Origin of the sequence: Ralstonia sp. UBA689, from assembly GCF_002298975.1 — a bacterium.
GTDB lineage: Bacteria > Pseudomonadota > Gammaproteobacteria > Burkholderiales > Burkholderiaceae > Ralstonia.
The window spans coordinates 64,641-89,516 of sequence record NZ_DBMV01000042.1 but is presented as its reverse complement, the minus strand read 5'-3'; the positions used below and the strand labels follow the sequence as shown (position 1 = coordinate 89,516).

Annotated in this window: 35 protein-coding genes; 12 read left to right on the top strand and 23 right to left on the bottom strand. The window is 63.6% G+C overall.

All coding sequences use genetic code 11. From position 1 onward, the window contains the following. Nucleotides 1-2 precede the first annotated feature (2 nt). Complete coding sequence (locus B4F51_RS21015; RefSeq protein ID WP_296228633.1) at nt 3-1,163, bottom strand: enolase C-terminal domain-like protein; 1,161 nt, start codon at nt 1,161-1,163, stop codon at nt 3-5. Between the two features lie 575 nt (nt 1,164-1,738). Between B4F51_RS21015 and B4F51_RS21010 the strand changes: the two genes are divergently transcribed. Beyond that, the gene (locus tag B4F51_RS21010; RefSeq protein WP_296228632.1) at nt 1,739-3,163 is read left to right on the top strand and encodes a discoidin domain-containing protein; all 1,425 of its coding nucleotides are present in this window, start codon (nt 1,739-1,741) and stop codon (nt 3,161-3,163) included. Nucleotides 3,164-3,235: 72 nt separating this feature from the next. On the opposite strand, the gene B4F51_RS21005 is transcribed toward B4F51_RS21010, so the two are convergent. Both B4F51_RS21005 and B4F51_RS21000 read right to left on the bottom strand, forming a co-directional pair. Then, on the bottom strand, nt 3,236-3,691 hold the full coding sequence (locus B4F51_RS21005; RefSeq protein ID WP_296228631.1) for a hypothetical protein: 456 nt from the start codon (nt 3,689-3,691) through the stop codon (nt 3,236-3,238). 207 nt (nt 3,692-3,898) lie between these two features. Continuing rightward, entirely contained in the window at nt 3,899-4,093 is a 195-nt protein-coding gene (locus B4F51_RS21000; RefSeq protein WP_296228630.1) for a GGDEF domain-containing protein, read from the bottom strand. A gap of 149 nt (nt 4,094-4,242) precedes the next feature. On the opposite strand from B4F51_RS21000, the gene B4F51_RS20995 reads away from it, so the two are divergent. Both B4F51_RS20995 and B4F51_RS20990 read left to right on the top strand, forming a co-directional pair. Continuing rightward, a complete protein-coding gene (locus B4F51_RS20995; RefSeq protein ID WP_296228629.1) occupies nt 4,243-4,617 on the top strand; it encodes a hypothetical protein in 375 nt (124 codons plus the stop codon). Between the two features lie 24 nt (nt 4,618-4,641). Next, nucleotides 4,642-5,655, top strand: coding sequence for a 2-dehydropantoate 2-reductase (locus tag B4F51_RS20990; protein ID WP_296228628.1), 1,014 nt, complete (start codon nt 4,642-4,644; stop codon nt 5,653-5,655). A gap of 12 nt (nt 5,656-5,667) precedes the next feature. Here B4F51_RS20990 and B4F51_RS20985 read toward each other — a convergent pair whose 3' ends face one another. From B4F51_RS20985 to B4F51_RS20970, 4 genes are read right to left on the bottom strand one after another with little or no spacing between them, the layout of a single operon-like run. Next, the gene (locus B4F51_RS20985) at nt 5,668-5,853 is read right to left on the bottom strand and encodes a helix-turn-helix domain-containing protein (protein WP_296228627.1); all 186 of its coding nucleotides are present in this window, start codon (nt 5,851-5,853) and stop codon (nt 5,668-5,670) included. Between the two features lie 25 nt (nt 5,854-5,878). Beyond that, complete coding sequence (locus tag B4F51_RS20980) at nt 5,879-6,121, bottom strand: hypothetical protein (protein ID WP_296228626.1); 243 nt, start codon at nt 6,119-6,121, stop codon at nt 5,879-5,881. After that, the gene (locus B4F51_RS20975; RefSeq protein WP_296228625.1) at nt 6,118-6,507 is read right to left on the bottom strand and encodes a 2OG-Fe(II) oxygenase; all 390 of its coding nucleotides are present in this window, start codon (nt 6,505-6,507) and stop codon (nt 6,118-6,120) included. The genes B4F51_RS20980 and B4F51_RS20975 overlap by 4 nt, the downstream gene beginning before the upstream one ends. A 54-nt stretch (nt 6,508-6,561) precedes the next feature. Continuing rightward, a complete protein-coding gene (locus tag B4F51_RS20970; protein WP_296228624.1) occupies nt 6,562-6,825 on the bottom strand; it encodes a DUF2164 domain-containing protein in 264 nt (87 codons plus the stop codon). Nucleotides 6,826-7,017: 192 nt separating this feature from the next. Between B4F51_RS20970 and B4F51_RS20965 the strand changes: the two genes are divergently transcribed. Continuing rightward, complete coding sequence (locus tag B4F51_RS20965; protein ID WP_296228623.1) at nt 7,018-7,401, top strand: VOC family protein; 384 nt, start codon at nt 7,018-7,020, stop codon at nt 7,399-7,401. Nucleotides 7,402-7,404: 3 nt separating this feature from the next. Here B4F51_RS20965 and B4F51_RS20960 read toward each other — a convergent pair whose 3' ends face one another. The 8 genes from B4F51_RS20960 to B4F51_RS20925 all read right to left on the bottom strand — a co-directional run bounded on the left by B4F51_RS20960 (nt 7,405) and on the right by B4F51_RS20925 (nt 13,489). Further along, entirely contained in the window at nt 7,405-7,962 is a 558-nt protein-coding gene (locus B4F51_RS20960; protein ID WP_296228622.1) for a dihydrofolate reductase family protein, read from the bottom strand. 70 nt (nt 7,963-8,032) lie between these two features. Further along, complete coding sequence (locus tag B4F51_RS20955) at nt 8,033-9,007, bottom strand: cysteine synthase A (RefSeq protein WP_296228621.1); 975 nt, start codon at nt 9,005-9,007, stop codon at nt 8,033-8,035. Between the two features lie 73 nt (nt 9,008-9,080). After that, complete coding sequence (locus tag B4F51_RS20950) at nt 9,081-10,253, bottom strand: GGDEF domain-containing protein (RefSeq protein WP_296228620.1); 1,173 nt, start codon at nt 10,251-10,253, stop codon at nt 9,081-9,083. Nucleotides 10,254-10,513: 260 nt separating this feature from the next. Beyond that, a complete protein-coding gene (locus B4F51_RS20945) occupies nt 10,514-10,807 on the bottom strand; it encodes a GFA family protein (protein ID WP_296228619.1) in 294 nt (97 codons plus the stop codon). Nucleotides 10,808-10,883: 76 nt separating this feature from the next. After that, nucleotides 10,884-11,234, bottom strand: a complete 351-nt coding sequence (locus B4F51_RS20940; RefSeq protein WP_296228618.1) for a hypothetical protein — start codon at nt 11,232-11,234, stop codon at nt 10,884-10,886. Between the two features lie 145 nt (nt 11,235-11,379). Then, entirely contained in the window at nt 11,380-11,943 is a 564-nt protein-coding gene (locus B4F51_RS20935) for a TlpA disulfide reductase family protein (protein WP_296228617.1), read from the bottom strand. Then, nucleotides 11,933-12,994, bottom strand: a complete 1,062-nt coding sequence (locus tag B4F51_RS20930; RefSeq protein ID WP_296228616.1) for a transporter — start codon at nt 12,992-12,994, stop codon at nt 11,933-11,935. The genes B4F51_RS20935 and B4F51_RS20930 overlap by 11 nt, the downstream gene beginning before the upstream one ends. A 129-nt stretch (nt 12,995-13,123) precedes the next feature. Beyond that, nucleotides 13,124-13,489: a DUF2946 family protein gene (locus B4F51_RS20925; RefSeq protein WP_296228615.1), complete on the bottom strand. Its 366-nt coding sequence runs from the start codon at nt 13,487-13,489 to the stop codon at nt 13,124-13,126. 256 nt (nt 13,490-13,745) lie between these two features. On the opposite strand from B4F51_RS20925, the gene B4F51_RS20920 reads away from it, so the two are divergent. Continuing rightward, a complete protein-coding gene (locus tag B4F51_RS20920) occupies nt 13,746-14,315 on the top strand; it encodes a chorismate mutase (RefSeq protein WP_296228614.1) in 570 nt (189 codons plus the stop codon). 101 nt (nt 14,316-14,416) lie between these two features. Here the strand turns inward: B4F51_RS20920 and B4F51_RS20915 are convergent, their stop codons facing one another. The 3 genes from B4F51_RS20915 to B4F51_RS20905 form a co-directional block, all read right to left on the bottom strand. Then, on the bottom strand, nt 14,417-15,880 hold the full coding sequence (locus tag B4F51_RS20915; protein ID WP_296228613.1) for a DegQ family serine endoprotease: 1,464 nt from the start codon (nt 15,878-15,880) through the stop codon (nt 14,417-14,419). Between the two features lie 147 nt (nt 15,881-16,027). Further along, nucleotides 16,028-17,344: an ATP-binding protein gene (locus B4F51_RS20910; RefSeq protein ID WP_296228612.1), complete on the bottom strand. Its 1,317-nt coding sequence runs from the start codon at nt 17,342-17,344 to the stop codon at nt 16,028-16,030. Nucleotides 17,345-17,347: 3 nt separating this feature from the next. Next, entirely contained in the window at nt 17,348-18,091 is a 744-nt protein-coding gene (locus B4F51_RS20905; protein WP_296228611.1) for a response regulator transcription factor, read from the bottom strand. Nucleotides 18,092-18,857: 766 nt separating this feature from the next. Here B4F51_RS20905 and B4F51_RS20900 point away from each other — a divergent pair. From B4F51_RS20900 to B4F51_RS20875, 6 genes are all read left to right on the top strand, one after another. Further along, complete coding sequence (locus B4F51_RS20900; RefSeq protein ID WP_296228610.1) at nt 18,858-19,619, top strand: hypothetical protein; 762 nt, start codon at nt 18,858-18,860, stop codon at nt 19,617-19,619. Further along, nucleotides 19,616-20,128, top strand: coding sequence for a hypothetical protein (locus tag B4F51_RS20895; protein ID WP_296228609.1), 513 nt, complete (start codon nt 19,616-19,618; stop codon nt 20,126-20,128). The genes B4F51_RS20900 and B4F51_RS20895 overlap by 4 nt, the downstream gene beginning before the upstream one ends. Before the next feature lie 381 nt (nt 20,129-20,509). Then, nucleotides 20,510-20,905, top strand: a complete 396-nt coding sequence (locus B4F51_RS20890; RefSeq protein WP_296228608.1) for a helix-turn-helix domain-containing protein — start codon at nt 20,510-20,512, stop codon at nt 20,903-20,905. Nucleotide 20,906: 1 nt separating this feature from the next. Then, complete coding sequence (locus B4F51_RS20885) at nt 20,907-21,350, top strand: ImmA/IrrE family metallo-endopeptidase (protein WP_296228607.1); 444 nt, start codon at nt 20,907-20,909, stop codon at nt 21,348-21,350. Between the two features lie 183 nt (nt 21,351-21,533). Beyond that, nucleotides 21,534-21,659: a hypothetical protein gene (locus B4F51_RS20880; protein WP_296228606.1), complete on the top strand. Its 126-nt coding sequence runs from the start codon at nt 21,534-21,536 to the stop codon at nt 21,657-21,659. An 85-nt stretch (nt 21,660-21,744) separates the two neighbouring features. Beyond that, nucleotides 21,745-22,080 carry an FxLYD domain-containing protein gene (locus B4F51_RS20875; protein ID WP_296228605.1) on the top strand — a complete coding sequence of 112 codons (336 nt, stop codon included), beginning with the start codon at nt 21,745-21,747 and terminating at the stop codon, nt 22,078-22,080. Here the strand turns inward: B4F51_RS20875 and B4F51_RS20870 are convergent. From B4F51_RS20870 to B4F51_RS20855, 4 genes are read right to left on the bottom strand one after another with little or no spacing between them, the layout of a single operon-like run. Next, nucleotides 22,067-22,582 carry a DUF2514 family protein gene (locus B4F51_RS20870; RefSeq protein WP_296228604.1) on the bottom strand — a complete coding sequence of 172 codons (516 nt, stop codon included), beginning with the start codon at nt 22,580-22,582 and terminating at the stop codon, nt 22,067-22,069. The two genes, B4F51_RS20875 and B4F51_RS20870, sit on opposite strands and share 14 nt — an antisense overlap. Further along, nucleotides 22,579-22,845: a hypothetical protein gene (locus tag B4F51_RS20865; protein WP_296228603.1), complete on the bottom strand. Its 267-nt coding sequence runs from the start codon at nt 22,843-22,845 to the stop codon at nt 22,579-22,581. The genes B4F51_RS20870 and B4F51_RS20865 overlap by 4 nt, the downstream gene beginning before the upstream one ends. A gap of 2 nt (nt 22,846-22,847) precedes the next feature. Beyond that, nucleotides 22,848-23,159, bottom strand: coding sequence for a hypothetical protein (locus B4F51_RS20860; protein WP_296228602.1), 312 nt, complete (start codon nt 23,157-23,159; stop codon nt 22,848-22,850). Further along, the gene (locus B4F51_RS20855) at nt 23,160-23,651 is read right to left on the bottom strand and encodes a glycoside hydrolase family protein (protein WP_296228601.1); all 492 of its coding nucleotides are present in this window, start codon (nt 23,649-23,651) and stop codon (nt 23,160-23,162) included. A gap of 168 nt (nt 23,652-23,819) precedes the next feature. On the opposite strand from B4F51_RS20855, the gene B4F51_RS20850 reads away from it, so the two are divergent. Beyond that, on the top strand, nt 23,820-24,089 hold the full coding sequence (locus tag B4F51_RS20850; protein WP_296228600.1) for a hypothetical protein: 270 nt from the start codon (nt 23,820-23,822) through the stop codon (nt 24,087-24,089). Here the strand turns inward: B4F51_RS20850 and B4F51_RS20845 are convergent, their stop codons facing one another. Next, entirely contained in the window at nt 24,090-24,785 is a 696-nt protein-coding gene (locus tag B4F51_RS20845) for a hypothetical protein (RefSeq protein WP_296228599.1), read from the bottom strand. Between the last annotated feature and the right edge of the window lie 91 nt (nt 24,786-24,876).

Here is a 24,876-nt window from a genome sequence, read left to right as displayed (position 1 = left end):
GCTCACCCAAGAGCCTGCCGGAACACGCGCCACGCCTCCGCATGCGTCTCGAAGCCGATGCCCGGCGCGTGGGGCAACGCCGCATAGCCGGCATCGGCGCGCGCGCCATCGGCCAGGCCGCGAAATGGTGCGAAAGCAAACGGGCTGACCTCTGCACCGCCCAGCCCGAGCGCCGCTGTCACATGCAGCGCAAAGAGGTGCCCGCCATGCGGCCAGAACGCGTGGCGCGGCCAGCCGTTGGCGGTCATGGTTTCGATAATGCGCAGGTAGCCCGGTATGCCGTAGCAATGCACTGGATCGAACACCAGCACGTCGCGTTGCCGGCGCAGGCCGCCGTACTGGTCGAGCAGGCGCGCCTCGGCCTGTGAGAAGAGCGCCTCGCCCGCGGCAATCGGCGGCGCATACACCTCGGCCACGCGCACATGCGTGGCGAAGTCCAGCGGATCGCACAGGTCTTCGAACCACCAGAGCCCCCAAGGCGCCAGCACCGACGCCGCCTGCAACGCAGTGCTCGCGTCGTACAGATTCATGGCATCGACGGCGAGGTGCGCGGTGTCGGACAACCGTGCGGCGGCCGCCTCGATGCGCCGGCAATCCGCATCCAGCCCCGCGCCGCCGATCTTGATCTTGGCGTGCGTGAAACCGAGGTCTGCACAGCGGCACATCTCATCGGACAAGCGCGCGAGATCGTCATGCGGATAGCGATAACCGCCGCCCGCGTAGACGCGCACGCGTGGCTGCACGGTCGTTCCCAATCGCTGCGCCATGAAGGCGTGCAGCGGCAGGCCGGCGATCTTTGCGGCGGCATCCCAGACCGCCATGTCCAATGTACCGACAGCGATGCAGCGCTCGCCGTGGCCGCCTGGTTTCTCGCCGGCCATCATCGTGTGCCATGCACGGAAGGGGTCGAGGTTGATGCCCGCATCATCGGCCAGGCTGCCGGGCGCCGCTGCCAGCAGGCGCGGTGCAAAGCGCTCGCGAATCAGCCCACCCTGCGCAAAGCGGCCGACCGACGCGTAGCCGTAACCAACCACTGGCTTGCCGTCGCGCAGCACATCGGTCGTGACGGCCACAAGGCTTGTCGTCAGTCCGCCTGACGGGATGAACGGATCGTCATAGCGGGAAACCGGGATGGCCTGCTCGCGGATGTCGGTGATATGCATGTCGGCTCTCGCTGCTCCAGCGGTGTGGCGTGACGTTCCGCGCATTGTCGCAACTCCGTGCGCAATGCGTGCGCGGGTGACGACACGAAGGCGCAATCCATAGCAAGCCGCGCACCTCAACTAAGCGACAAATCGCCGCGGTAAAAATGACAATCCGAAGCGGCCGCGTGCAGCGCAATCGACGTTGCGGCAATCGCGCGTGTCACTTTTACACGCGCATGTGGCGGCGGGCGCCCGTGTCGAAAACTGAAAGCCGATTTGGCGGCAAAAGCGCCGGCTTCTCACGCTACCGAATTGCGCGCGAAGCCCGTACAGTCTCGCCCGCGACTCGCCTTTTCGATGTAGTCGAAGCCCCGACAACAAGCACGACGGTACGAAGCAACAGGGTTTTTTGGCGCGTCTTCATCGCCTCGTCACTCCTCCCGGTTTGTGGCGCTCCTTTCACTCGCTGGCGGCATCCCGCCCCGAGATGGCGGAGCTTTGCCTGAACACCGGCGATGTGACGGAGGACGAGGTCTGTTGACCTACTGCAGCGGCCATCCGCCATTGACCCAACTTGCTTAGGAAGCACCCTCATGCGCACCCAACTGCTCTCTCTGTCTCTCGCTGTCGGCACAACGTTTGCCCTGTTCTCGGCCGCAACCCAGGCCAACTGCGTGGTTAACCCGCCCACGCAATCCAACAGCACCTTCCCGGCCAGCCTGACCGGCAAGCTCGCATACCACAGCTACGTGAACTACGGCGACGGCACCAGCCAGATCTTCATCTACGACTTCGCTGCGCGCACGCTCAAGCAGGTGTCGCAACCTGCCTGGGGCATCCAGGACCCGATGAACGCGGTGTTCAGCCCCGACGGCAAGTGGCTGGCCTTCATGGGCATCACCAACAATGCGTGGAACGTGTTCTTCTGGCAGGTCGGCACGAACAACCTGCCGATCAACCTGACCAACAGCACCGGCCAGACGCGCAATGAAGACCCGAAGTTCAGCGCCGACGGCAAATCGTTGTTCTTCAAGCAGAACGGCGACGTCATGCAGGCTGCACTGTCGTACACGAGTTCTGGCCCGGTGTTCACGTCCACCGTCAACCTGACGCGCACGGCACCGACCCTTGAAGACTCGATGCCCTTCCCGACACCCGACAGCACCGCGGTGTACTACGCCACCGGCACGGGCGCCAACATGGGTCTGTACAAGCAGACCATCGGCAGCACGAGCAAGGTGGCATTCGACACGCCGGCGGGCCTGGCGACGTACTACCCGATCGTACGCGCAGACGGCACCGTCTTCTACGCCCGCTGGCATGACGCCACCAGCCAGGCTGACCAGATCTACATCAAGATCAACCCGGGCGATACGCCCAACCAGCTCTCGCTCAACGACTGCAACAGCAACAACTCTGACCCCTCCCCCGTAAATGGCACGAACTATGTGTTCTTCTCGTCCACCACGGCCGGCGGCTATCAGCTCTACCTGGGTGACGCGAGCACGGGTCAACGCTGGAGCCTCTCGCAGTTTGGCGTGAACTCGGACACAACCAAGGCCAAGCTCGGCTCGAACTACTACGCGGGGGGCGCCACGGCAACGGTCGCCGCACAGCAGACGGTGCTGCTCTCGCAGGGCAAGCCGGCCTATGCGTCGTCCAGCTACAACAGCAGCCTCGGCCCCGCCAACGCGTTTGACGGCAACACCACCACGCGCTGGGATTCAATCGAAGGCAGCGCCGCCGGCACGCAGTGGCTGATGGTGGACCTGGGCACCACCCGCACCATCAACGGCATCGACCTGTACTGGGATGCCGGCGCCAAGGTCTACTCGATCCAGACGTCGAAGGATGGTGTGAACTGGACCAACATCTATTCGACATCCAACGGCATGGCGTACGGCCACGCAGTGCTTTCGAACCTTTCTGGCAGCGGCCGCTACGTGCGCATGTACGGTACGCAGCGCGCCACGCAGTGGGGCTACTCGCTGGACGAAATGCAGGTGTGGGGCTACTGACGGCTCAGGCGACCACCGCGCCATGACATCTCGCACCTCGGCGGCCAATGCGCCGAGGTGCCAACACCGTGCTCAGACTGGCACCAGCGCCACGCCGATTGCCGGCGAAATCTGCGCGTACTGTCCCTTGTTTGCGGCGGCCGCTTCCGTCAGGGCCTTGTGCCCTTCCGCGCTGTACGCCACGGCAATCGCAAACTTGCCGGCCAGCGGGCCGTGCGCATAGTTCTTCAGCTTCTCCACATCGGTCAGCAAACGCGCGGCGATGGCCTTGCCGGCGTTGGTCGGGCTCTCGATCTTGAACTCGATCGCGTAGAACGGTTCCTGTTGAGGCGGACGGACGATGAAGTCCACTGTGCGCTTGGTGCCGTCGCCGTACGGTACCTCACGCGCAAAGCTGATGTTGTTCTGCTGCATCGCCAATGCAAACTCAACCTGCAACCAGATTTCCCACAGCGCGCCCGAGGCCGTCGCTGCGGCCATGCGCGCGGCATTGGCGCGAAAGAAGCCTTCAATGAACTGAACAATCATGACCCTTCTCCAGTAAGTACACCGCTTGAACGTAGAATCACGGCAGCCGATGCCGTGCAGGCAGTGTCGGGTTGGAGAAGGTGTGCGTCGATGTGGCATTCGCCATGGCACAACGACATGGACCAGCCACATGACAACGCCCCGGTGGCCATGCCAACCGGGGCGTTGTCGATTGCGGTCAACCCGCCGTCAATCAGACTGCGGCGCTCAGGCGCCTTGCACAGACGGTACCGGCGCCGCCGGCCCGGCATGCGGCGCGCGGCCAGTCAACAACATGGCGACCATGCGATTGCGTCCGGCCACCTTGGCGGCGTAAAGCGCGCGATCTGCGGTCTCGGTCAGCCACGACACATGTGCACCGGCTTGCCGATCAAACGTGGCCACGCCCACGCTGACCGTCACGTGCTGCGCTGCCGTTTGCGTACTCGTCTGGCAAGCTGGGCGACTGGTATCCGGACCTGCTCGACGAGAAGACGGGGCGCCTGATCGACACGGCCAATCGCCCCAAGCCCGGCTGCCAAAGCGGCTGGCATACGCAGCACCAGCGCCTGGTGGCCGCGCTGGCACAACAAAAGCAGCGCGCCGCCGTCATCGTGCAGGGCGACTCTCACGCCTCGGCCGCCGGGTCGATGTCGCGCTCTGCGGAGCTGGCCCTGGCTCAGCCCGTGCATGCCATCATGACCGGAACGCTGGGCAGCGGCGACCTCGCTTTCCCCTCGGCGTTCCGCCGCGTCGAAACCACGCCCGCGTTGTCCGTCGCCTTGCAGGAAGCGCTGCGCCCAGCGGAGAAAAACGGCTTTACCATCATCGATGTGACGCCCGAGAAGATGACCTTCTCGCTCTTCATGTGGCGCCCGCCCGAACCCGTGGACGCCATCGATACACTCCAGCCGGCACTGGTGTACGAGGTGCCGCGCCTGGCCTGATGGGCCTTCATGACAAGGAGCCGCATGGCAAAGATCTGCATCGTTGGGGCCGGCTCGATCGGCTGCTATCTGGGCGGTCGCCTGCTGGCGGCCGGCGCCGATGTGACGCTGGTTGGCCGCGCGCGCATCGGCAGCGAACTGAGCACGCATGGCCTGACGTTGACGGATTACCGCAGCGGCCAGTGGCACGTTGCTGCGGCGGATGTGCGGTACGTCACCGAGCCGGACGCTGCGGCCACGGCCGATCTGGTGCTGGTGACGGTCAAATCCGCCGCCACACCGTCGGTGGCGGCGGAACTCAAGCCCGCGCTGCGCCCTGGCGCGGTGGTCATCAGCTTCCAGAACGGCCTGTCCAACGCGGAAGTCCTGCGCGCCGCCCTGCCGCAGCAAACCGTGCTGGCGGGCATGGTGCCGTTCAACGTGATGCAGCCGGGGCCGGGCGCCTTCCATCAAGGCACGGCGGGCGAACTGGAGGTGGCCGCGTCGCCGGCACTGCGGCCGTTTCTCGACGACTTCCGCCACGCGGGGCTGCCACTTGTCGAGCGCGCTGACATGGTGTCAGTGCAGTGGGCCAAGCTGCTACTCAACCTGAACAACGCCATCAACGCGCTGGCCAACCGGCCGCTCAAGGAAGAACTGTCGCAGCGGGCCTACCGACGCTGCCTGGCGCTGGCGCAAACCGAAGCACTGCGGCTGCTGGCGCACGCGGGCATCCGGCCGGCCAAGCTCACGCCCGTGCCGCCTGCGTGGATTCCGCGCCTGCTCACCGCGCCCGACGCGGTGTTCGCACGGCTGGGCGGCAAGATGCTCGCCATGGATCCGCTCGCGCGTTCATCCATGTCCGACGACCTCGCCGCTGGCCGCTCCACTGAAGTCGATTGGATCAACGGTGAGATCGTGCGCCTGGCCGTTCGGCTCGGGCAGCGCGCCCCCGTCAATGCACAACTGTGCACGCTGGTGCATGCAGCAGAGACGGCGGCCCAGCGCCCGAGCTGGCCGGGCGACGATCTGCTCGCGGCGCTGCGCGCGGCAGCCTGACCACGCCACGCGTCAGCTCACGCTCAACAGCAGCGGCACGTCGTGGATTTCGATATGCCCGTAGCGCAAGCGGATCGCGCCCAGCTTCACGAGTGCCTGCAGTTCCTTGCTGAGCGTCTGTCGGCTGATGCCCAGCATCATGACCAGCGCGTCCTGCGAGGTGGAGATGGTGGCGCGGCCTTCAGCGGATTGCGACACATCAGATCGTCGAAGCGTGCAACGCTCACGCCCAGCACTTCGGCCGCTTCCAGCGCGATCGCTCAGTGGCCGCCGGCTGCAGATCAAGCGTCGACAGCCCACCGAACCAGTTGCCGGGCTCGACCAGCGTGAGAATCGCCTCGTCGCCCTCGGCATTGAAGATCGACAGCTTGAGCACGCCGCTGGGCACGGCAGCTTCCAGCAAGGCCTCGGCCACGCGCGGCGGCAGACTCTGGAACCAGGGGGTGGTCGCAAACGGGGCCGTCACGAATTTGCTCCGCCTCGGCTGCGCCGCGCTAGCACCCAGCCCAGCGAAAACACATACCGGCTGCCGCCCACCACGCGCGTCACGCTGTGTTCGCACGCATCGGGACGGAACAGCTTGATACGCCGGGTCTGGAAGATCGGGTTGGCACAGACGAACTCACCGCCCGCACGCGGGGCCTTCAGCACGACGTTGAGCCGGTAGTGCCGTCCATCGGAGACGGGGTCCGTATGCGGCGGAATCTCCGAGCCCTCCGGATAGCGGATCAGGTAGCTGTCGAACGGAATGGGCCACGGCGCGGTAGCCAGCAGCATCTTGTCGTAGCCGGTGCCCTGGCGGCCGCGTTGCCAGCGGAAGGCGGTTTGCAAGAACCAGCGCAAGGAAGACATGGGATCTGCAGACGGTTGAACCCGCGCATGTTAACTGGGAACCACCAGCGAGGACTACCGCCGCTTGCCGACCTTCGACCAATACGTGAACGGCTCTTCGTGGCATTCGTAATCAAGTTCGGCCACGCGCGTATGCAGGCGCTCCTGTGCCTCATGCACCGCAAGGTTGTAGACCACCGGGCCGATCTCTTCGAGGAAGAAGTTCAGCAGCGCGCCGGCCTGGATGTTGCCGATGCGCTCCTCCATGTGCTCGGTGAAATAACGCTGGAGGGATTGAATCGCTTCGTCGCGAGTGTCGCGGTCGAGTTCGATGGGCATGCGGGCTCCCGGCCAAGGCAGAAAGAGAGGTGATCGTTCCTCAGCATAGCGGAGGCCGCTGCCCACCCGCCGGCCTCGCCCCGGGCGGTGGCATGGTTTTCTTGCATGCGGAAGCACGTGGCCTATCGTGTATCGAGAAGGGTAGCGGCGGGCATGCATGTGCCGCTGTCACCTCACCCCCGGAGGCACGGCATGCGCATCGAACTGAACCACACCATCGTCTGGTGCCGCGACAAGCAGAGGTCCACCAGCTTCCTGCGCGAAATCCTTGACCTGCCCGAACCGATCCCATTCGGGCAGATGCTGGTCGTGCCGCTGTCCAACAACGTCTCACTCGACTTCTTCGACAGCGACGGGCCGATCGCCAAACAGCACTACGCCTTCCTCATCAGCGAGGCGGCATTCGAGCGTGCCCTGCAGCGCATCCAGGTCAAGGAGATTCCCTATTGGTCCGACCCCGCCAGGAAGCACCCTGGGCAGATGTATGAGTACAACGGTGGCCGCGGCCTGTACTTCGATGACCCCGACGGGCACTTCCTGGAGATCATGACGCGGCCGTATGACCTGGGGTCGTGAACGCTACCCGCGCACCACCTCGTAGCGCATCTCCACGAAGGTGTTCTTGTACGGCAGCGCCGAGACCAGCTTCAGCGGCGGCTGCACAATCCGGCGTGGCAGCAGCGGCAGCCCGGTGCCCAGCGTCACCGGCATCACCTGCACGATCAGTTCATCGAGCAACCCGTGATCAAGGAACTGCCCGGCCAGCTCGCCACCGCCGACGATCCAGACGTTGCGGCCATCCGCCGCCGCTCGCATCTCCCGATGGACCGGCTCGACATCGCCTTGCACGAAGCGCACATCTGCACCTTCGACCACCGGTAACGTGCGCGACGTAAAGATCCATGCTGGCTGCGTGTAGGGCCAGGGCTGAGCCTGCGCAGAGCCCGGGCGAACCAGTTCGCGCAGCAGCCATTCATACGTGGACGCGCCCATCGCCAGCGCGCCCACCTCGCGGATGAATCCGTCGTAGCTCGTACCCTCCAGCGAGCCGAACTGCATTAGCCAGTCGAGTGAACGATCTGGCGTGGCGATGAACCCGTCGAGGCTGGCTGCAGCGTAATACTGGGTCTTGGACATGGCGTGCGTTCTTGTTGGTTTTGGGAACGGGATGCTACGCGCCGCGCATTGCAAAAGCCTTGTGCGGCGTTCATCCGTCCCGCAATCCCTTCTGCGCCAGCCACGCCGCATTGAACAGCCGCGCAAAGTACAGCGTGCCGCGATCGCACAGCAGCGTGACGATGGTGTGTCCCGGGCCCATCTCGCGCGCAAGCTGCACGGCAGCGCCCACGTTGATGCCGGTCGAGCCGCCGACGAACAGCCCCTCCTTGCGCAGCAGGTGGTAGACCATCGTCACGCAGGTCTGGTCGTCGATGCGGATGGCGTCGTCGATGGGCGTGCCCTCCAGGTTGGCCGTCACGCGGGTGGACCCGATGCCCTCGGTGATGGAGCTTCCCTCGGCCTGGATGGTGCCCGTCTTCACGAAGCTGTAGAGGCCGCTGCCGTGCGGATCGGCCAGCACCGTCTTCACAGCAGGGCTTTGCTCCTTCAGGTAACGCGCCACGCCGGCCAGCGTGCCGCCGGTGCCGGTCGCGCAGACGAAGGCGTCCACCTTGCCCGCCGTGTCGCGCCAGATTTCCGGGCCGGTGGTCTCGTAATGCGCCTGGCGGTTGACGAGGTTATCGAACTGGTTGGCCCAGATGGCATTGTCGAGTTCCTGCGCAAGGCGCCCGGCAATCTTCTGGTAGTTGTTCGGGTCTTTGTAGGGCACCGCTGGCACGGGGCGCACCTCCGCGCCCAGCACGCGCAGCAGGTCCATCTTCTCGGGCGATTGCGTTTCGGGGATGACGATCACGCAGCGGTAACCGCGCGCCGCGCAAATGTGCGCCAAGCCGATGCCAGTGTTGCCGGCCGTGCCTTCGACCACGGTGCCGCCCGGCTTGAGCGTACCGCGCCGTTCAGCGTCTTCGATGATGTAGCGCGCGGCGCGGTCCTTGACCGAGCCACCGGGGTTCAGGAACTCAGCCTTGCCAAGGATCTCGCAGCCGGTCTCGTCACTCAGTTTGTCCAGGCGGATCAGCGGTGTGTTGCCGACCGTGCCGACAAATCCATGGTGGATGGACATGACGCCTCCTTCTGTACGGTATGCGAAGCACACCTACAGCATAGGCGGAGGAAACCTGAAACCCCGGGCAACCCTACGCAACAGCGGCCACACCGGTAGCGTGGGCCGCACAAATCCGATTACGCCCCTTGTGCTTGGCGTCGTAGAGCGCACGGTCTGCGCGTAGGCTCAGCCGGTCGAACAGCTCGCCGGCCTGCCAGGCAGCCACACCGCCGCTGACGCTATAGCGGCACACCTGTGCGCCAATCGGCACGATTTGCGTGTAGGCCGCCTTGCGCAACCGCTCCGCCAGAAGCATGGCCTTGTCGAGCGTGGTCTCGGGCAGCAGCAGCGCAAATTCCTCGCCGCCGATACGCCCCAACACATCGGTGGGCCGCAACTGCGCCTGGGCCATCTGCACGAACGCGCGCAGCACGGCATCGCCGGCGGCATGACCCAGCGTGTCATTGATGCGTTTGAAATGGTCCAGATCCAGAATCAGCAGTGACAGCGGCCGGGCCTGCATCTGCAGCCGATCGACGTAGCGGCACGCCAGCGCTTCGAAGCCCTGGCGCGAAAACGCGCCGGTCAGGAAATCGTGGTCGGCGGCATCACGCGCGTCGGCCAGCAATTCGCCGTGCACCATCAGCATGGCCGACATCGACAGGATCGGCATGAGCGCCGCCGCCACGACCAGCAGCAACACGCTGCCGGCCGTGGCAAACATGGTCGGGCTGGAAGCCGTATCCAGTGTCAGGAAGTAGATGCCGCGCGCAAGCTGACAGGCACCGAAGGTCAAGGCAATCGCGGCTGTCACCCGATACGGATACGTCGGCCGCCCAGCCGGTGGATACCGCACCAGCATCCCGGCCAATGCCGTGCAGAATGCAGCCGAGAACAGCGTGGTTGAAAACACCCGCATGGGGATGCTGTCAACGACGTAGCGCCAGTAGATGACGGCAACCCCGACCGCCGCCACGCCCGCCAGCAAGATGGGCCAGTGCGGGCGCCGCCCCAGAAAGCGCGCGCAGCCCGCGTAGTACGCGGCGCCGCCCAGCGCAAGCAAGATATTGGCCGCGACAACAGACAAGCCGTCAGGAATCTTCCCGCGCAGCAGAAGCATCGGCAACGCCAGAACCACTGCCAGATTGGCGCCAAACCACTCGATCATGCCGGGCTTGCCCGCGCGCAGCAGGGAGCCCAGCAGCACCAGAAGCACGAAGCTCGTCAGCGCCGATGTGGCAATGGCGACGCCTGGATCCAGCATGGGCACCCTCCCGCAGGGTCTTTTGTGGCGGAGGATTCTACGTGAGGGGGCACTCCGCGGGCATCACCGTGTGGTGGGGCAGGGACCGGCGCAAACTTGTCTGCTTGCCGTACTCAAGCGGGGCGAGCACGCGCATCAATTCGAACTGAGTGCACTTGTGCTCGGGAAATCAGCACCACCACGACCCCGTAGCGCTGACCGACCGATCGCGCGATGGCCATATCACCGTTCATACGCACGCGGTGGCACCGAACATCGGGCTATACCTGCTCGTAGGATGGCCCGTCCCACCCATCCACCACGCGGCGCCGGTAGAACGGATGCATGGTCGGCGCCAATGCGTCGGGCAGCGTGTTATGCGCGGCGCGTGCAAACAGGCTGTTGGGGATCACCGTCATGTCGAGGCGGTTGTTGCCGAACAGCGTCTCGCCGCAATGGCGACAGAAGTGGCGCTTGAGCTGGCGTGTGGAGTGTTGAAAGGCGGCGGGTGCGCCGGCAATGCGCAATCGCACACGGCCGCAGATGCATTGCAGGGTATCGGGGATGGCTGTCAAACCAGAACTCCCGAGCGGGAATGCTGGCGCGCATTCTACTGGCGCCCGCTCTGGCCTGCCTGAGCAGCCTCGGCGCCTAGAACAGGGCCATCTGCCGCATCCCAAACCCAATCGCCTCTTCCACCCGCACGCGCGCGTGCGATAGCGATCCTTCGATGCCTGAGAGCGTACCGGCCAGCCAGCGATAGACGAGCGGCATCTGGCCGCGCGGGCTCAGGTGGATTTCACCGAGCTTCTTGCCACGCTTGTCACGGTAATAGTGGGAGCGGTAGCCGCGTTCCCAATGCGTGATCGGGCCGCGCCATTGGCGCAGGCGGCGGGGTTTGGTGGAGGGCGTCTCGGCTGGCGCTGCCGACACCGATTCCTCCCAGCCGAATGCGGGTTTGGCGAACAGCGGCAAACCTTCCAGATCGGGGTCGAAACTCATCGTCGTGCGCTCAGCTCACCGCGCCGCCGCTAGCTTTGCAGACACACACGGCGCGTAGCCCGCATGATACCTGGGTTTGTAGCGAACAGCACGCGCAAATCCAACGCCGGCGCCGCCCAGGCCGTCGCCCCTGCCCCGCCCGCTTTCAGCGCAACAATGGGGTGACAACGCGCTCCAGACGCTCGGCGGTCCAGGCGGGTTCGCGCGAGTCCCACCCGTTATCGGCCAGCAAGCCGTTGCGGTCGATCGTGAAGTTGACCGGAATCCGCCAGATGCGACCGTAGCCGCCCGCATAAGCGCTGCCGAGCAGCCCCACGGGAAAGCTCAGTCCGGCCGTCATCTCGCGCACTGCGGGCAGCGATGCGGGCTCGTCGAGGCTGAAGCCAAGCACGCGCAGCCCCTGGTGCGCATGCTTGGCGGCGTACTCCGACAGCAACGGCAGTTCTTGGTGGCACGGCCCGCACCACGTCGCCCAGAACGTGAGAATGACCACGTGGCCGCGCAAGGCTTCGGTGGCAATGCTGCGCCCGTCCAGGGTTTGCAGGACGAGGGACGGCGCGGGGCGCCCCACGTCAAGACTGGCTGCATGCGCGCCCGGATGCCGGCCGGCCAGCCCGGCGCCCACGGCCAACGTGCCGGCCGTGCGCAGCCACACGCGGCGCGACATGGTGTGCGATGCAAGCGCACTCAATTCCAAGTCAGAACGCATAGCTGGCTCCGAGGGTGCCCGACCAGCGCGGGAAGAGTTGGTAGCCCTGCAGATTGCTGTACAGCGCCTTCTGCAAGAACGCATAGACCTGCATGTTGTGCGTGACGCTCACGGTGATGCCCGGCGACAGATACACCACCGTGCCGGCCGTGTTGGCGGTATCGGCCAGCGCGCCCTTGTCGGCATTCTTGCGTGTCACGTTGAACTGCAATTGCGGCACGACATGCGGGTTGGCCTCGTAACGCAGGCCGAAGCTCGCGGTAGCAAGGTTGCCGGGCCGAAAATCCGCGCCGGCATCGCGCAGGTTTTGATGCACGGCCGCCTGGAATTGACCGTTGATGAAGGCATCGAAATCCTGGCTGACGGGCTGGTAGTAATACGCGCCCAGGATCAGGTCGGTGCTGCCGGTACCGGGCTGCAGGCTGGTATCGAGCGCCTGCCCGCCCGCTGCATTCGGGCCGCTGTTGAAGAACACCGGATTGCGCCCGACCGTGATGCCGGTCAGCACGTTCTGCCCGCCGTAGCGGCCGGTCGGCAGCTTGACGCCCACTTGTATGCCCAGGTTGTGCGTCGGCAGAAAGCCCTGATAGCTGCCGATCAGCTTGATGTCTCCCAGCCCGCTTGCGGTTGCACCGCTGATGTTGTCCGGCGTGAGCTGGTCTGACGTGGCAGCACCATAGGTCGTGTGCCCGCGGTCGACGTAAGGCACGATCGCGCTGAAGTTCCAACTGCTGTTGGGGCTGTAGTAGAAGCCGAGGTTGATGTACCGGTTGATGGTCTGGCGCTCGACCTCCTGGTTGCCGCCCGCGTCGTTGATGGCGGCCGCCTGGGCCGGCGTAACCGAGGCGGTGCCGCTGCGCAACTGGTTCTGCGGCAGGTAGGTGTAATCCAGGCTGATGCGCCAGCCCGGGCTGGCGGAATAGCCCATCGCGGCGTCGGTGCTGAGCGAACAGCCGCAAGTGGCGCAAGCCTGCGCCAGGGCGGGCGTAAGCGTGCCGGCGGCGCAGACAAGCAGCACGGCGCGCCGGATCGTATTGGATGGCGTTGTCACGGGATTCCTCACTCTGATGCGCTCGCGCGCCTGGGCCGAGCCTTGGGCGCGCAGCAATATGTCATTGAACTCGGCACAAGCCGATGCCGGCGCGAATGCGGCGTGCACTCACTGCCCGGACAGGCGTGGTCAGGTGAGGAAGGGGGAATCTCGCGGCCGGGCCGCATGGCGCGCTTTGCTTGCGGCCAAGCGCCCAGGTGCCGCCGTCCATGCGCTCACATAAACGGGGGCGAATACCGCCAGTGGTGGGACGATGGTCGGCGCCAGCACGTGCTGCGCCAGGAGATCGCAATAGGCGCACGCCGCGTGATGATCGGCCGGCAACTGCGTGCCGGCGGCAGGCTGCGCCTCGCACATCGGCATGGCCTGCTCGAACGGCGTGCGCAACGCATGCGGCGCAAGCGCCTGGCTGATCATCGGCGCAACCAGCAAAAGCACCATCGCCACCAGGCCGAGCCAGGCGGTCAGTCTTGTGCGGGTGCGGGCGACATGCATGGTGCGTTGTGGGGTTGGCGGGTCGTGATCCCATCAGGACAACGGCCTCTCCAACACTGTGTGTGACGAGACTGTCACTGAAAACCGCCCTTGCGCAACACATTCGGGATGCGTCGTATTAGATCGCAAAAAGGCGTCCAACTCCAGAACGAAGGCGCTGCGGTTTGATGCAAATTCAACACCGCTTGCTTCGGTATCATTGGCGCTCTTTGCAGCGTCATGAAGCGACTCCAGGCAAGCAACCGGCGCCCACAACATGAAGAACACCCTCAAGACCGCCGTACTCGCCTGCAGCCTGTGGCTCATGACCGGCTGCGCTACCCAGGCAGGGGTGCAGGAAAGCGCCTTCGCACCGCTGGTCCGTCACCTGGCGGAGCGTCTCGTCACCGCCGACCACGTGGCGCTGGCCAAGTGGGACACCGGCCAGCCAGTCTACGACCCGGAAAGGGAGGCGAAAGTCATCGCCAATGTCTCGGCCGTGGCGCCCAGCCACGGGCTGGCGGCGGCGGACGTGGCGAGCGTCTTCGCAGACCAGATCGAGGCGAACAAGGAAGTCCAGTACGCCCTGCTCAATGATTGGCGCAGGGCTGGCGCCCCGCCCACCGTGTCACGGGCGAGCCTGCCAGAGGTGATCCGCCCCCGGTTGGACACGCTGCAGACGTCGATCTTGCAGGCCCTGCGCAACGCGGCCCCGGCACGCCGCCAGGCGGACTGTCCGACGCAAATCGCGCGCGAAGTGGGGCGCGTGGCTCGGGAGCAGTCGCTGGACAGCCTGCATCGCATTGCGCTGGATCGGGCGACCGCGCGGCTTTGCTTCAAGCCCTGAGAAGACGGCCCTGCTGCGCATGAAAAAACGGCGCGTCCCTCATCGGGCACGCGCCGCAACATGCAGGCACCGGAAAACAGCGCAACCGGGTTCAGTCAGCGTCAGCCAAGGTCCACCGGCACGAATATCTTCGTGTCGTCACGCTGCACCAGCAGCGCGACATGCTTGCCGGCGCGGTCCACCAGCGAGCGCAGCTCCTGCACCGACGACACCGGCGTGCCGTTGAGCGACAGGATCACGTCACCCGGCTGGATGCCGACCTTGGCCGACGGGCCGCTCACATCCATCACCACCAGACCGCCGGGCAAGCCGCTCTGGCGCTTTTCTTCCGGCTGCAGCGGACGCACCGCGAGGCCCAGGCGGCCCTGATCGGGCGCGGCCTTCTCATTGGACGCCACCTTCACGTCCTTGGCCGCGCCAACGGTGACCGACAGCGTGGTCGGCTTGCCCTGACGGATGATCTGCAGCGGCACGGTGGTGCCCGGCTTGATCTCGGCCACCTGCTCGGGCAGATCCCCCGAGCGGTCGATGCGCGCACCCCCGATCTGCAGGATCACGTCGCCGGGCTGCAAGCCGGCCTTGGCGGCGGGGCCGTCTTTCTCGACCGAGTTGACCAGCGCGCCCTCCGGCTTGGGCAGCTTGAAGGAATCGGCCAGCGACTGGTCGACCTCCTGCACTGCGATACCCAGGCGTCCGCGCGTCACCTTGCCGGTGGCCACGAGCTGCTGCTCCACCTTCATCGCCACGTCGATCGGAATGGCGAACGACAGGCCCTGATAGCCGCCGGTCTGGCTGTAGATCTGCGAGTTGATGCCGATCACCTCACCGCGCTGGTTGAACAGCGGGCCGCCCGAGTTGCCGGGGTTCACAGCCACATCGGTCTGGATGAAGGGCACGTACGTATCGTCCGGCAGCGAGCGCGACTTGGCGCTCACGATGCCCGCCGTGACAGTGTTCTCGAAGCCGTACGGCGAGCCGATGGCCAGCACGGGCTCGCCCACCTTGGTGCCGGCCGGGGTGCCGATCTGCACCACCGGCAGGTTCTTGGCCGAAATGCGCAGCACGGCCACGTCGGATTGCTTGTCCACCCCCAGCACCTTGGCCTTGAACTCGCGACGGTCGGTCAGCTTGACGTTGACCTCTTGCGCGCCATCGACCACGTGCGCGTTGGTCAGGATCAGCCCATCGGCCGAAACGATAAAACCCGAGCCCAGCCCGCGCACGATCTGGTCACCGCGCTGTTGCGGCATCTGCGGCATGAAGCGCTTGAAGAACTCGGCAAACGGGTCATCCGGGCTCATGCCGGGCGGCAGGCCCTGCATGCCGGTGTGTTGCGCGTGCGCGGTGGTGCTGATGTTGACCACCGCCGGGCCGTAGCGCTCGACGATGCCGGAAAAGTCCATCGGCACGGCCAAGGCCACGGGGGCTGCTGCAGGTGCAGTCATGGGCGCCGGCGCGGCCACCGCATGCGAAATCCCATCTTTCTGCAGATAGGCATAGCCGCCTGCAACGGCAATCACGGCCGCCAGGCCGGCCGCGCTGCGTGTCAGGGTTTGACGCGTCATTGTCGTGTCCTCTCATGCTTGGCACGTGGGCCACGGCCGGCAAGGTCGCCTGCCGTGCCCATCGGTTGCAGGCATCGTAGGCGGGCAGACTTAATCGAGACTTAAATGCGCTGGCGTCACATGCAACAAACTGTTTCTGCGAGGTGGCTAGACACTGGCACGGAACGGAAACCGCAACACCACCCGCAATCCGCCGCCTTCGCGCTCCTCCAACGCCAGCGCGGCATCATGCGCCTGCGCGATCTCACTCACGATCGCGAGCCCTAAACCGCTGCCACCGCTGGGGGCCCGGGCAGGGCGGTAGAAACGGTCGAGCACACGCTCACGCTCTTCGGCGGGAATGCCGGGGCCGTTGTCTTCCACCACGAGCTGCGCGCCGCCGTCGGGCGCGTGTCCTGTCGACACATCGACACGGGCACCGCGCGGGCAATAGTTGAGCGCGTTGTCGACGAGGTTGACGAGCAGCACGCGCAACGCATCGGCGTTACCGATGACGGATGCCGGCTGCGATTCCATGGCGATGCCGAGATCGATGCCCTTATGCACGGCCGCCGGCGCCAGTTCGGCAACCACTTCGGCGGCCACTGCGTCGAGTGCAACCGGCACGCGCCGCGTATCGGCAGCGCCCGGCTCCTGCCGCGCGAGGGTCAGCAACTGGCCGACGAGGCGAATCATGCGCTCCACACCACGATGCAGGTCAGCATGCGCGGCGCGGCGTTCGTCTTCGTCCTGCGCACGGTCGGCCACCTGCAACTGCAGCTTGAGCGCTGTCAGCGGCGTACGCAGCGCGTGCGCGGCATCGGCCACAAAGGCACGCTGATGTGCGAGTGCCGTGCCAAGACGTGCCAGCAGATCGTTCAACGCATTGGTCAACGGGCGGATCTCATCGGGCAAGCCCTGCGTGGGCAGCGGCGAGAGCGCTGCCGCATCGCGCGCCTGCACCTGCCTGGCCACCGAGCCCAGCGGTGCCAGCCCGCGCCCCACCGCCAGCCATACGATCCAGCCCAGCAGCGGCAACAGGATCAGCAGCGGTGCCACCGTGCGCAACGCCATGCGCGCGGCCACCTCGTGTCGCGCGCTGTACGGCTGCGCGATCTGAACGACGGCAGGCCCGAAGGCGACGCTGTACACGCGCCACTGCCCTTCTGGCGTGTTCACATCCGAAAAGCCCAGCTCCGCGCGCTCGGGCAGGTCAGGACGCGCATGCGAGAGATACAGGCTGCGGCCAGAACCGTCCCAGATGCGGATCACTACGTCGTCGTCGCGCCCGATGGCGGCCAGCGCGGGCGGCGGCGGGTCGATCCACTGGCTGGGCAACGCGGCGGCCATCTGCTGCATCTGGTAGTCGAACAGCGCATTGGCTTCTTGCCGAGCCTGCGCATAGATCAGGCCAGTGGCAATGACGATGGCCGCCAGCAGGCCGCCGGCCAGCCACCACAGCAGGGTTTTGCGAATCGATTGCATGGGTTATTGGTGGCCTGTGCCGTCGGCAGGTTCCGCGGGCGACGTTGACGCCTCACGCGGGATTACGTACCCCACGCCGCGGATGTTCTGGATGAAATGGCTGCCGAGCTTCTTGCGCAGCGCGTGGATGTAGACCTCCACGGTGTTGCTGCCGACCTCTTCGTCCCAGCCGTAGAGGTTGTCCTGCAACTGCGCGATCGACCACACCTTGCCCGGCCGCGCGAGCAGCGCATGCAGCACGGCAAACTCGCGCCCCGACAGCTTGATGGGCATACCCGCGCGCAGCACCTCGCGCGTGACGGGGTTGAGCAGCACGTCGCCGTGGCGCATGAGCGGATCAGCCCGGCCGCCCTGGCGGCGCAGCAGCGCATGCATGCGCGCAGCCAGCTCCTGCAGATCGAACGGCTTGACGAGGTAGTCGTCGGCCCCGGCGTTGAGACCGGCCACGCGGTCGGCCACCGCATCGCGCGCGGTCAGGATCAGGATGGGGATGGGGATGCCGCGCTGACGCACCTCACGCACCACATCCAGCCCGTCGCGCTTGGGCAGGCCGAGATCGAGCAGCATCAGGTCGAACATGGAGGCGCCGGATTCGGCGCCGGCAGCACCGGGGGCGCCGGGTGTGGTGACGGCCTGCACGGCGGCATCGCCGTCGCGCACCCAATCGATGGCGAATCCGTCGTGGCGCAAGCCCTTGCGCACGCTATCGCCGATCATGTCGTCGTCTTCCACGAGGAGCACGCGCATCAATGTTTACCTGGTGTTTTTATGGAACCTACGCTGGAGCCTACGCTTTGACGTACGCCTATGCCACATCGTCCTCCCGACGCGCAACCATCATAACTGCGTCAGTATGCGGGCCAGGCAGGAGCGGTCTTAAAATCCGCTGCGCCCCCACCGGCGCGTGCCGGTTCGATCCCGGCCTCGGGCACCAATTCGAGAGCGCTTGCTAACGTTGTTCCGCAAACCGTTGGTGAGTTCCGCAGAAACGTCAATCGGTGCCTGGCTCACGCTCGTAGGCATCGCACGGATAGCTGCTGTTCTGCAGCCCGCGATCGCATCCAGCTACCACGTTAAAGAAGAGCCCGTTTGCGTGTCCTTCGAGCTTCCGTATGACGTGCGAGCACGTCGGGCACGTCCGTTCCCTGCGATGGATGTCACTCCACTCGAAAGACTCGGTGATTCCTGGGCATGGTGGCGATTTCATACTGTGTATTTATACAGCACCACCAGTGTAATCAACCTCACGCTCGTCTATCATGGCCCCATCACACGGAAGCACGCTCATTCTTGTGGTTGGTTTCGCCAATAACGCCCATTTGCTATCGTGACAAACATGGCGGCAACGTCACCTCACGATCAACTTGTCAATACTTGACAAGTTGATCTACTTGACAATTCATTGGTTTACCGATGAACATGCCCCACCGTAACCGGTTACGGTTGGCGTCCAGGTTCCTTGTTTCGGGCGCCAAGCGTTGACAGAAGAATTCTAAGAAAGCACGGATACTCGATGAGCATCAAGCCCGAGACCATTGGCTCCGACATTGAGAAGGACGTTGACGAGGTGGTTGTTCCCGCCCAACTCCTCCACTACGACGATGCGAGGGTCATCGATCTATTTCACAAGATCGATAAGCTCGAACAGGCTGATCACGACAGCGCGGCTCGCATGCGCGGCTACGTACACCACATGTGCGGGAACATTGATCAAGCGCTGGAATCGATTGGGCTGAAGAAGGGGGAGCCTGCGGACAACGCCGAGCAGGCTCTGCACGCGTGCGCCTTTTTGTCCAATTTGGGCTATGCATCGGATGCCCAATTGCACTACAGCACGGCCGCCCACCCGCAAACTGGGAAGTTCACCCAAGCTCTTCCACTCGGGCTCGCAACCGGATCATTCCAGACGATGCACGAGTTTGTCGCACTCGCTCGCAAGATGAACCTGAGTAACTTGGATCGGGTGCCTGTCGACTCACTTGAAGATGCTGCGAGAATTCTGCGAAACGCCGAAATCGACGACGCTCTTCTGGGCAAATTGATGAGTATCGTAGGCACTGTTTTGCGTGAACATGGCTTGATGTTCCACGGATCAGTTGGACTCGAGGTTTTCGACGTTCCGGACGAAGCAACGACAGTCCGCCTCCGATATGACGTGAATGCTTCAACATCCGAAGCACTTGGCCTTGAGATGGCTTTTGTCGATAAGCTTACCGAGGACAATATCTTCTTGCCCCCGGAAGTGACCTTCTCCATCCAAGGGATTCACGCATGAGCGTGACTTCCTTGGATTTGATGCCCGTCGTCAACAAGGCACACCAAACAGCAGCCTGCGAAGCCGAATGGCGAGGCGTGTGCGCACGCGCCTACTACGCGATCTTTGACGACATCAAGACTTTCCACTGCAGCCTACCCTCTCCTGGCAATGCTCCAGGACACCTTACGGGCATGCACGAAGTTCTTCATGGGCAACTTCAGAATCCCGGCGTGAAGTCCGAAGATCCGCGACACGTCCTCTCGCGCAAGATTGGCATCATTGCCAAAAACATGCACTTGAATCGCATCAAAGCGGATTACAAGCGCGACGAAACAATGACCCTGCAGGATGCCAACACGAGCGTCCAGCAAGCAAATACGATTCTGGGCCTGCTTGCGGGTGGTCAGCCGCCACTGCCACCGCCCAAGCATGTTGTGTCTAGCAAGGGCAGCCAGTCACCTGACACCAAAATGCTTGACGGGGTCCCAAGGATCGGCGGCAAGCCCTCCCTCAAGGTCGTGAAGTAAGCAGATTGGCACCTACGGGTGCCATTTTTGCAGGTCGACCACTATCACATCCGCTCAAAGCACCTCACCTACAAGCTTCAGCGCGTCATAGGCGCGTTCGCAGGTGAGGCCGGCGATTTTGAGTTTATCGGCATATTCGCCAAGCACATCAACAAGCGGGCCTACTGCCGCCCGCGCAGCCCCCCCCCCCACGTAGTAACGATACGATGGGAATCGCAACAACAGGGCCCACCAAGCATCCCTTCCCGCCAATCCATGGGGGCCGAGCTAACCATCAACTAGCGCAGCCCAAACTTTCAACCTAATAGGTACAATTTCTGTTGCAAATCAGGATTGACTCGCGTAGACTCCAGTACATTAATTGGGTTGAAGGGGTAAATCATGGCACTTACTGAATTCGGAAAGACCGTTCGGAAGGCCCGAATCGATACGGGCCAGACCTTGCTGTCCATGGCCCAGGAGCTGGGCGTCACGGCATCGTTTCTGAGCGCAATGGAAACGGGGCGCAAGAAGATCAGTGCCGAGTGGGTTACGCGGATCACGGGATTTTTTGATCTCCACGGAGCGCCAATCCCAAACCTCGACACTTTGGCCGCAGCCTCAAACGAGGTGGTACCAGTGGACGGCCTGCCGCTCCAACACCAGCTCCTTGTTGCTGGCTTTGCAAAATCCCCATATAGCGCTGAGGAGTTGAAGGAGATAGCGGCCTTCTTGGAGCGCGTTAATTCCCGCAAAAACGACAAGGTGAAGCATGCGGTACCGGTTGAAGGGGAATAAGGTGCATCACCTTAACGAAAGCGACATCCAAGAAACGGCTCGCCGCTTTTGCCGATACTTGGGAATCAATAACTTAACGCCCGGGAATTTTGCTCAATTTCTGGAGCAGCTATCACGCTACAAGATATGCATTGACCCCGTGGATGACGGTGAGTGGCCCTGGTTCGTTGAAGCCACGTGTGACCCTCGGGAATTTCACATCATGTTGCCGAATAGCACATATGAAGAGGCTTGCCGAGGTGACCACGCTGCCATTTCAACGCTATTCCATGAAATTGGTCACATCATTCTCGGCCACCGCGCCCTACTCCACAAAGCTGGAAGCGCCCCACCAACACGGGAAGAGGATGCAGAGTGGCAAGCAGATGAATTCGCAGCTTGTGTCGCACGCCGAATGAAAATTGTCCCGTGGCAATTGAGTTTTGACTTCGGCGGTGACAAATGAAAAGACCCCAAGCGTTGCAGCGCCTGAGGTCTTGGGAAAATGTGAAGCTCAAAGGACTCCATGAGCCACACATCTTGATGCCGTGTAGCAACGGGATAGTAGGCTTTGAACAAGTCAACTGTCAACGTCAAGTTTCATGTTGGGGTTCGCACGTTGGATGCAAGAAACATCCAAGGAGTGAACATGCAACAAAACGCAGACGAGCAGGTCATCTATCGTATGACCATCACCGTCAAGGGCAAAGTGATCCGCCGCCCTAACGGTCAGCCGTTCCGGATTGTGCTGCGCAACAAGCAGCCGAAGCAGTAAGAGAGGTGACGCTCTGGGCTCCTAGCTCAGAGCGTTCTTTATTGCCAATCACAGATCCGCCCACCCGTTTCATCGGAGTGAAGACATGCGTTATCCACTTGCAATCGTCGCAGTTGCGGCGGCAGCCGCTTCCGTCTGCAACGCTCACGCACAGGTTGCCAACCTCCCCATTTCCGACTTGGCATTGGTTATGACACCGGCTGGCCTACCTGCGGTTCAAGGAGTCATGCTCAACGATTCTGGGCAAAAGACGCGCCAAATTTTCGTTACCTTTGCCCTCCTCGATGCTGCCGGCACGCAGTTGGGGATCACTATGGCAAATACAACGGGACTTGAACCCGGGCAATCCTGGCGCTTCCAGGCTATGTCACCGTATCGGGACGTGACCACTGCAAAGGTGATCGAAGTCAAGGCGTACTAGCAGCTAAGGCATCATAACTGCGCTCGCAGGCGAGCCCGGCAACCTTGAGGTTGTCAGCATATTCGCCAAGCTCTCCCGCAGCGCCGTCAGTCCGGCGGAGCACGTCGACGAGCACATCGAGGGGGTCTCCACCAGGCTGACCCGAGCTTGCGCCGGCAGCGGCGGAATCGCTGGCGGCGCGACTTGCGGCGACGAGTTGATCAACTCGTGCGCGCAGGCGCTCAGCAGCAGCACCAGCAGCGCGAGCATCAGCACGGGCGACAGCAGCTTGTTTTGTGGCTTCATTGGCAATCTCCGATATTTGCTGGGCACGGCGCTGCTCCTCGATGCGCGCATCGTCCACAGCTTTTATCTGCACGCGTGCCGCATCGAGCGCTGCGGCTGTGCGCTCGGCCTGGTACGCCCTTGCATCGACTCGATGCTGCTGGAAGCGCCCTGCTCCGTACGACAGGCCCAGGGCCAGCAACACGGCCAGCCACACGCGGGGATCGAGTAACGTCATGTCGTGCTCCTGCTTTTGAAGCGGCAGCGCAGTTCGAGTCGCCAGAACCCCCATAGCACGCCCATGGCCACCGCCACATTCAGCGCGACCTCGGGCACGCTGTGGCATGCCCCCGGTGCGACCATGTTGCCCAGCGCCGCTGCGTTGACCAGCGCCAGCACCACCGCGCCGCCCGTGCGCGTGGGGACCTTGTGCGTGAGCACAGCCCACAGCGACCCCGCGAAAATGACGGCGTTGGCCGCCACGTTGATGGATGCGAGCATGCTCACTCCTTCGCGCCAATCACGCGCCGGCGCACATCGTTGAGAATTTCCGGGATCTGCTGCATGGCGTTGTTCACGATCGCCAGACCGAAGACGGCTGCCGAAGCGACGGCCAGCATGTGCGTGTAAGAGCCCGGCACCAGAGCGAAGCGCTCGACGGCCGCGCCGCCGGCCAGGCAACCAATGCCGAGGCTGCTGACGAACGACAGCATCCGCTGCCACCAGCTGCCGGGCAGAAACCGCAGGGCGATCACAGAGCCAAGCGCGGCCGCACCGCCCACTTTTGCGGCCACCACGATTTCCTGTTCCGTCATTTACGCCGCCCCCTCGTTGCCGCCGCACATTAGGTAGCGCGCGCGCAGTTGTTCGAATGTGTGTTCGTGCTGGCCGTAGCCCGCCCCCGGCAGGCTGGCCCAGATATTTCGGCACTTGCCGATCGCGTCGCGCAGGCGGCCTGCCTGAATATCGGCCAATGCGCCGCGCTCGCGAATCTGCTGCAGGGCGATCGCGTCTTGCGATGCAGGGCTGAAATCCGGCAGCTTGAGCAAGCGCCTGTAGGGGTCGTACCACCGGGCCAGCAGCTGATAGCGCCCGGCTGCCGTGGACTTGATCCCCAGCCGCGGGAGATCCACCAGCACGCGCGGGTGATCGGCATAGCTGTTGAACAAGCGGCCTCCCACCAGGACGTCATACCCGTGGTCGCGCGTTGACTGTCGCCCGTCGTCAGTGCCCTCGCTGAATCCGAGCATGTCGAGAAAGGCGGCCACGTTCTGTCCACCCAGCAGAGCCGGGTCTGTAAATGGCATGGTTGCTCCGAGGAAAGAAAAACCCGCCGATTGGCGGGTGTGGAGAGGCAAGAAAGACGGCACAAAACGTTGCAAATGGCCGTGTTTTGTTTGCGGTGTACGACCTAGAATCCAGCCGCGCCCTCTAACTGGAAGGGCAACAGCAAAAACAACATTGAAGGGGGTCCCATGCAAGCTCTCCGCATTGCAGCTCTATCGGCGCTCACGGCCGTGGCGGGCTGCGCAACACTTGGCAACAACGAAGAGCCGATCGCCTGGCGCATGGAGCGCGCGGAGCACGCAGCGCGTGTCCGTGTATTCGAGTGTCGTGACGCGGTGGCTCGAGGCGATCGCTCCGACTGCAAGCCGGAGATTGCCGCGCTCGCGAAGGTTGAAGCCGCGCGCCGTTACACCACGTACTCAGACGTCAGCAACATCGGCAGCATGCATATCGAGTAGTCAGATATTCGACACGTCGATGAGCAGCACTTGCCGCGAGCGCTGATCTACAAATAGATCGCCGCCGCCATTCCCGCCAACTGCGTTCACGAGAATTTGCGTCCAGCGCATCCGGACGCCATTGGGCAATGCGCGCAACCCCTCTCCGCACGAGATTGCGAATTCGGATACCCAATAATAGGTATCCATCCGCTCCATGGATAAAACCACTGCATACGTACCCGGTGGGAGGCCCGTATAGTCGTTGTAATCAGTCAGCGTGTAGGGCTGCCCACCCACCAACGTAAATGCCCCGACAGGGTTGAAATATTTGTAGTTCGAATCAAAGGTGCAAACACCGTCGCCGCGAAACACTTGGAGGCCGATGCCGTGCGGGACGGCAGGGACCTGGTCGAAGATGTAGTAAGTAAGAGCCGTGCCGTCCCAATCCGTCGTGGTATTCACGCAAAGACGGAACGTCCAAGTGGCTCCGTTTTGCCGAACATCCCCCAGTGCAACTGCATAGTTGGCTCGCACAGCAATGATCGGCGCCACACCATTCGCACTAACCTCCGCCATCCTGAATGCACCGAGATACCCATCAGGGGTCGGCGCGGACGGCATCACCTGACCCGTGGCGACAAGGCCCAGATTGACGTAGTTCTCGTCGATCTGAAGGACACCACCTGTATTGAAAGCCTGAAATCCTGCCGGCATTAGTACACCCCCACATACACGGTTACGGACTGCGCTCCGCCCCCAGCGGCGAACGACCAACTGACGGTCGTCCCTGAGATTGAAATCTGGG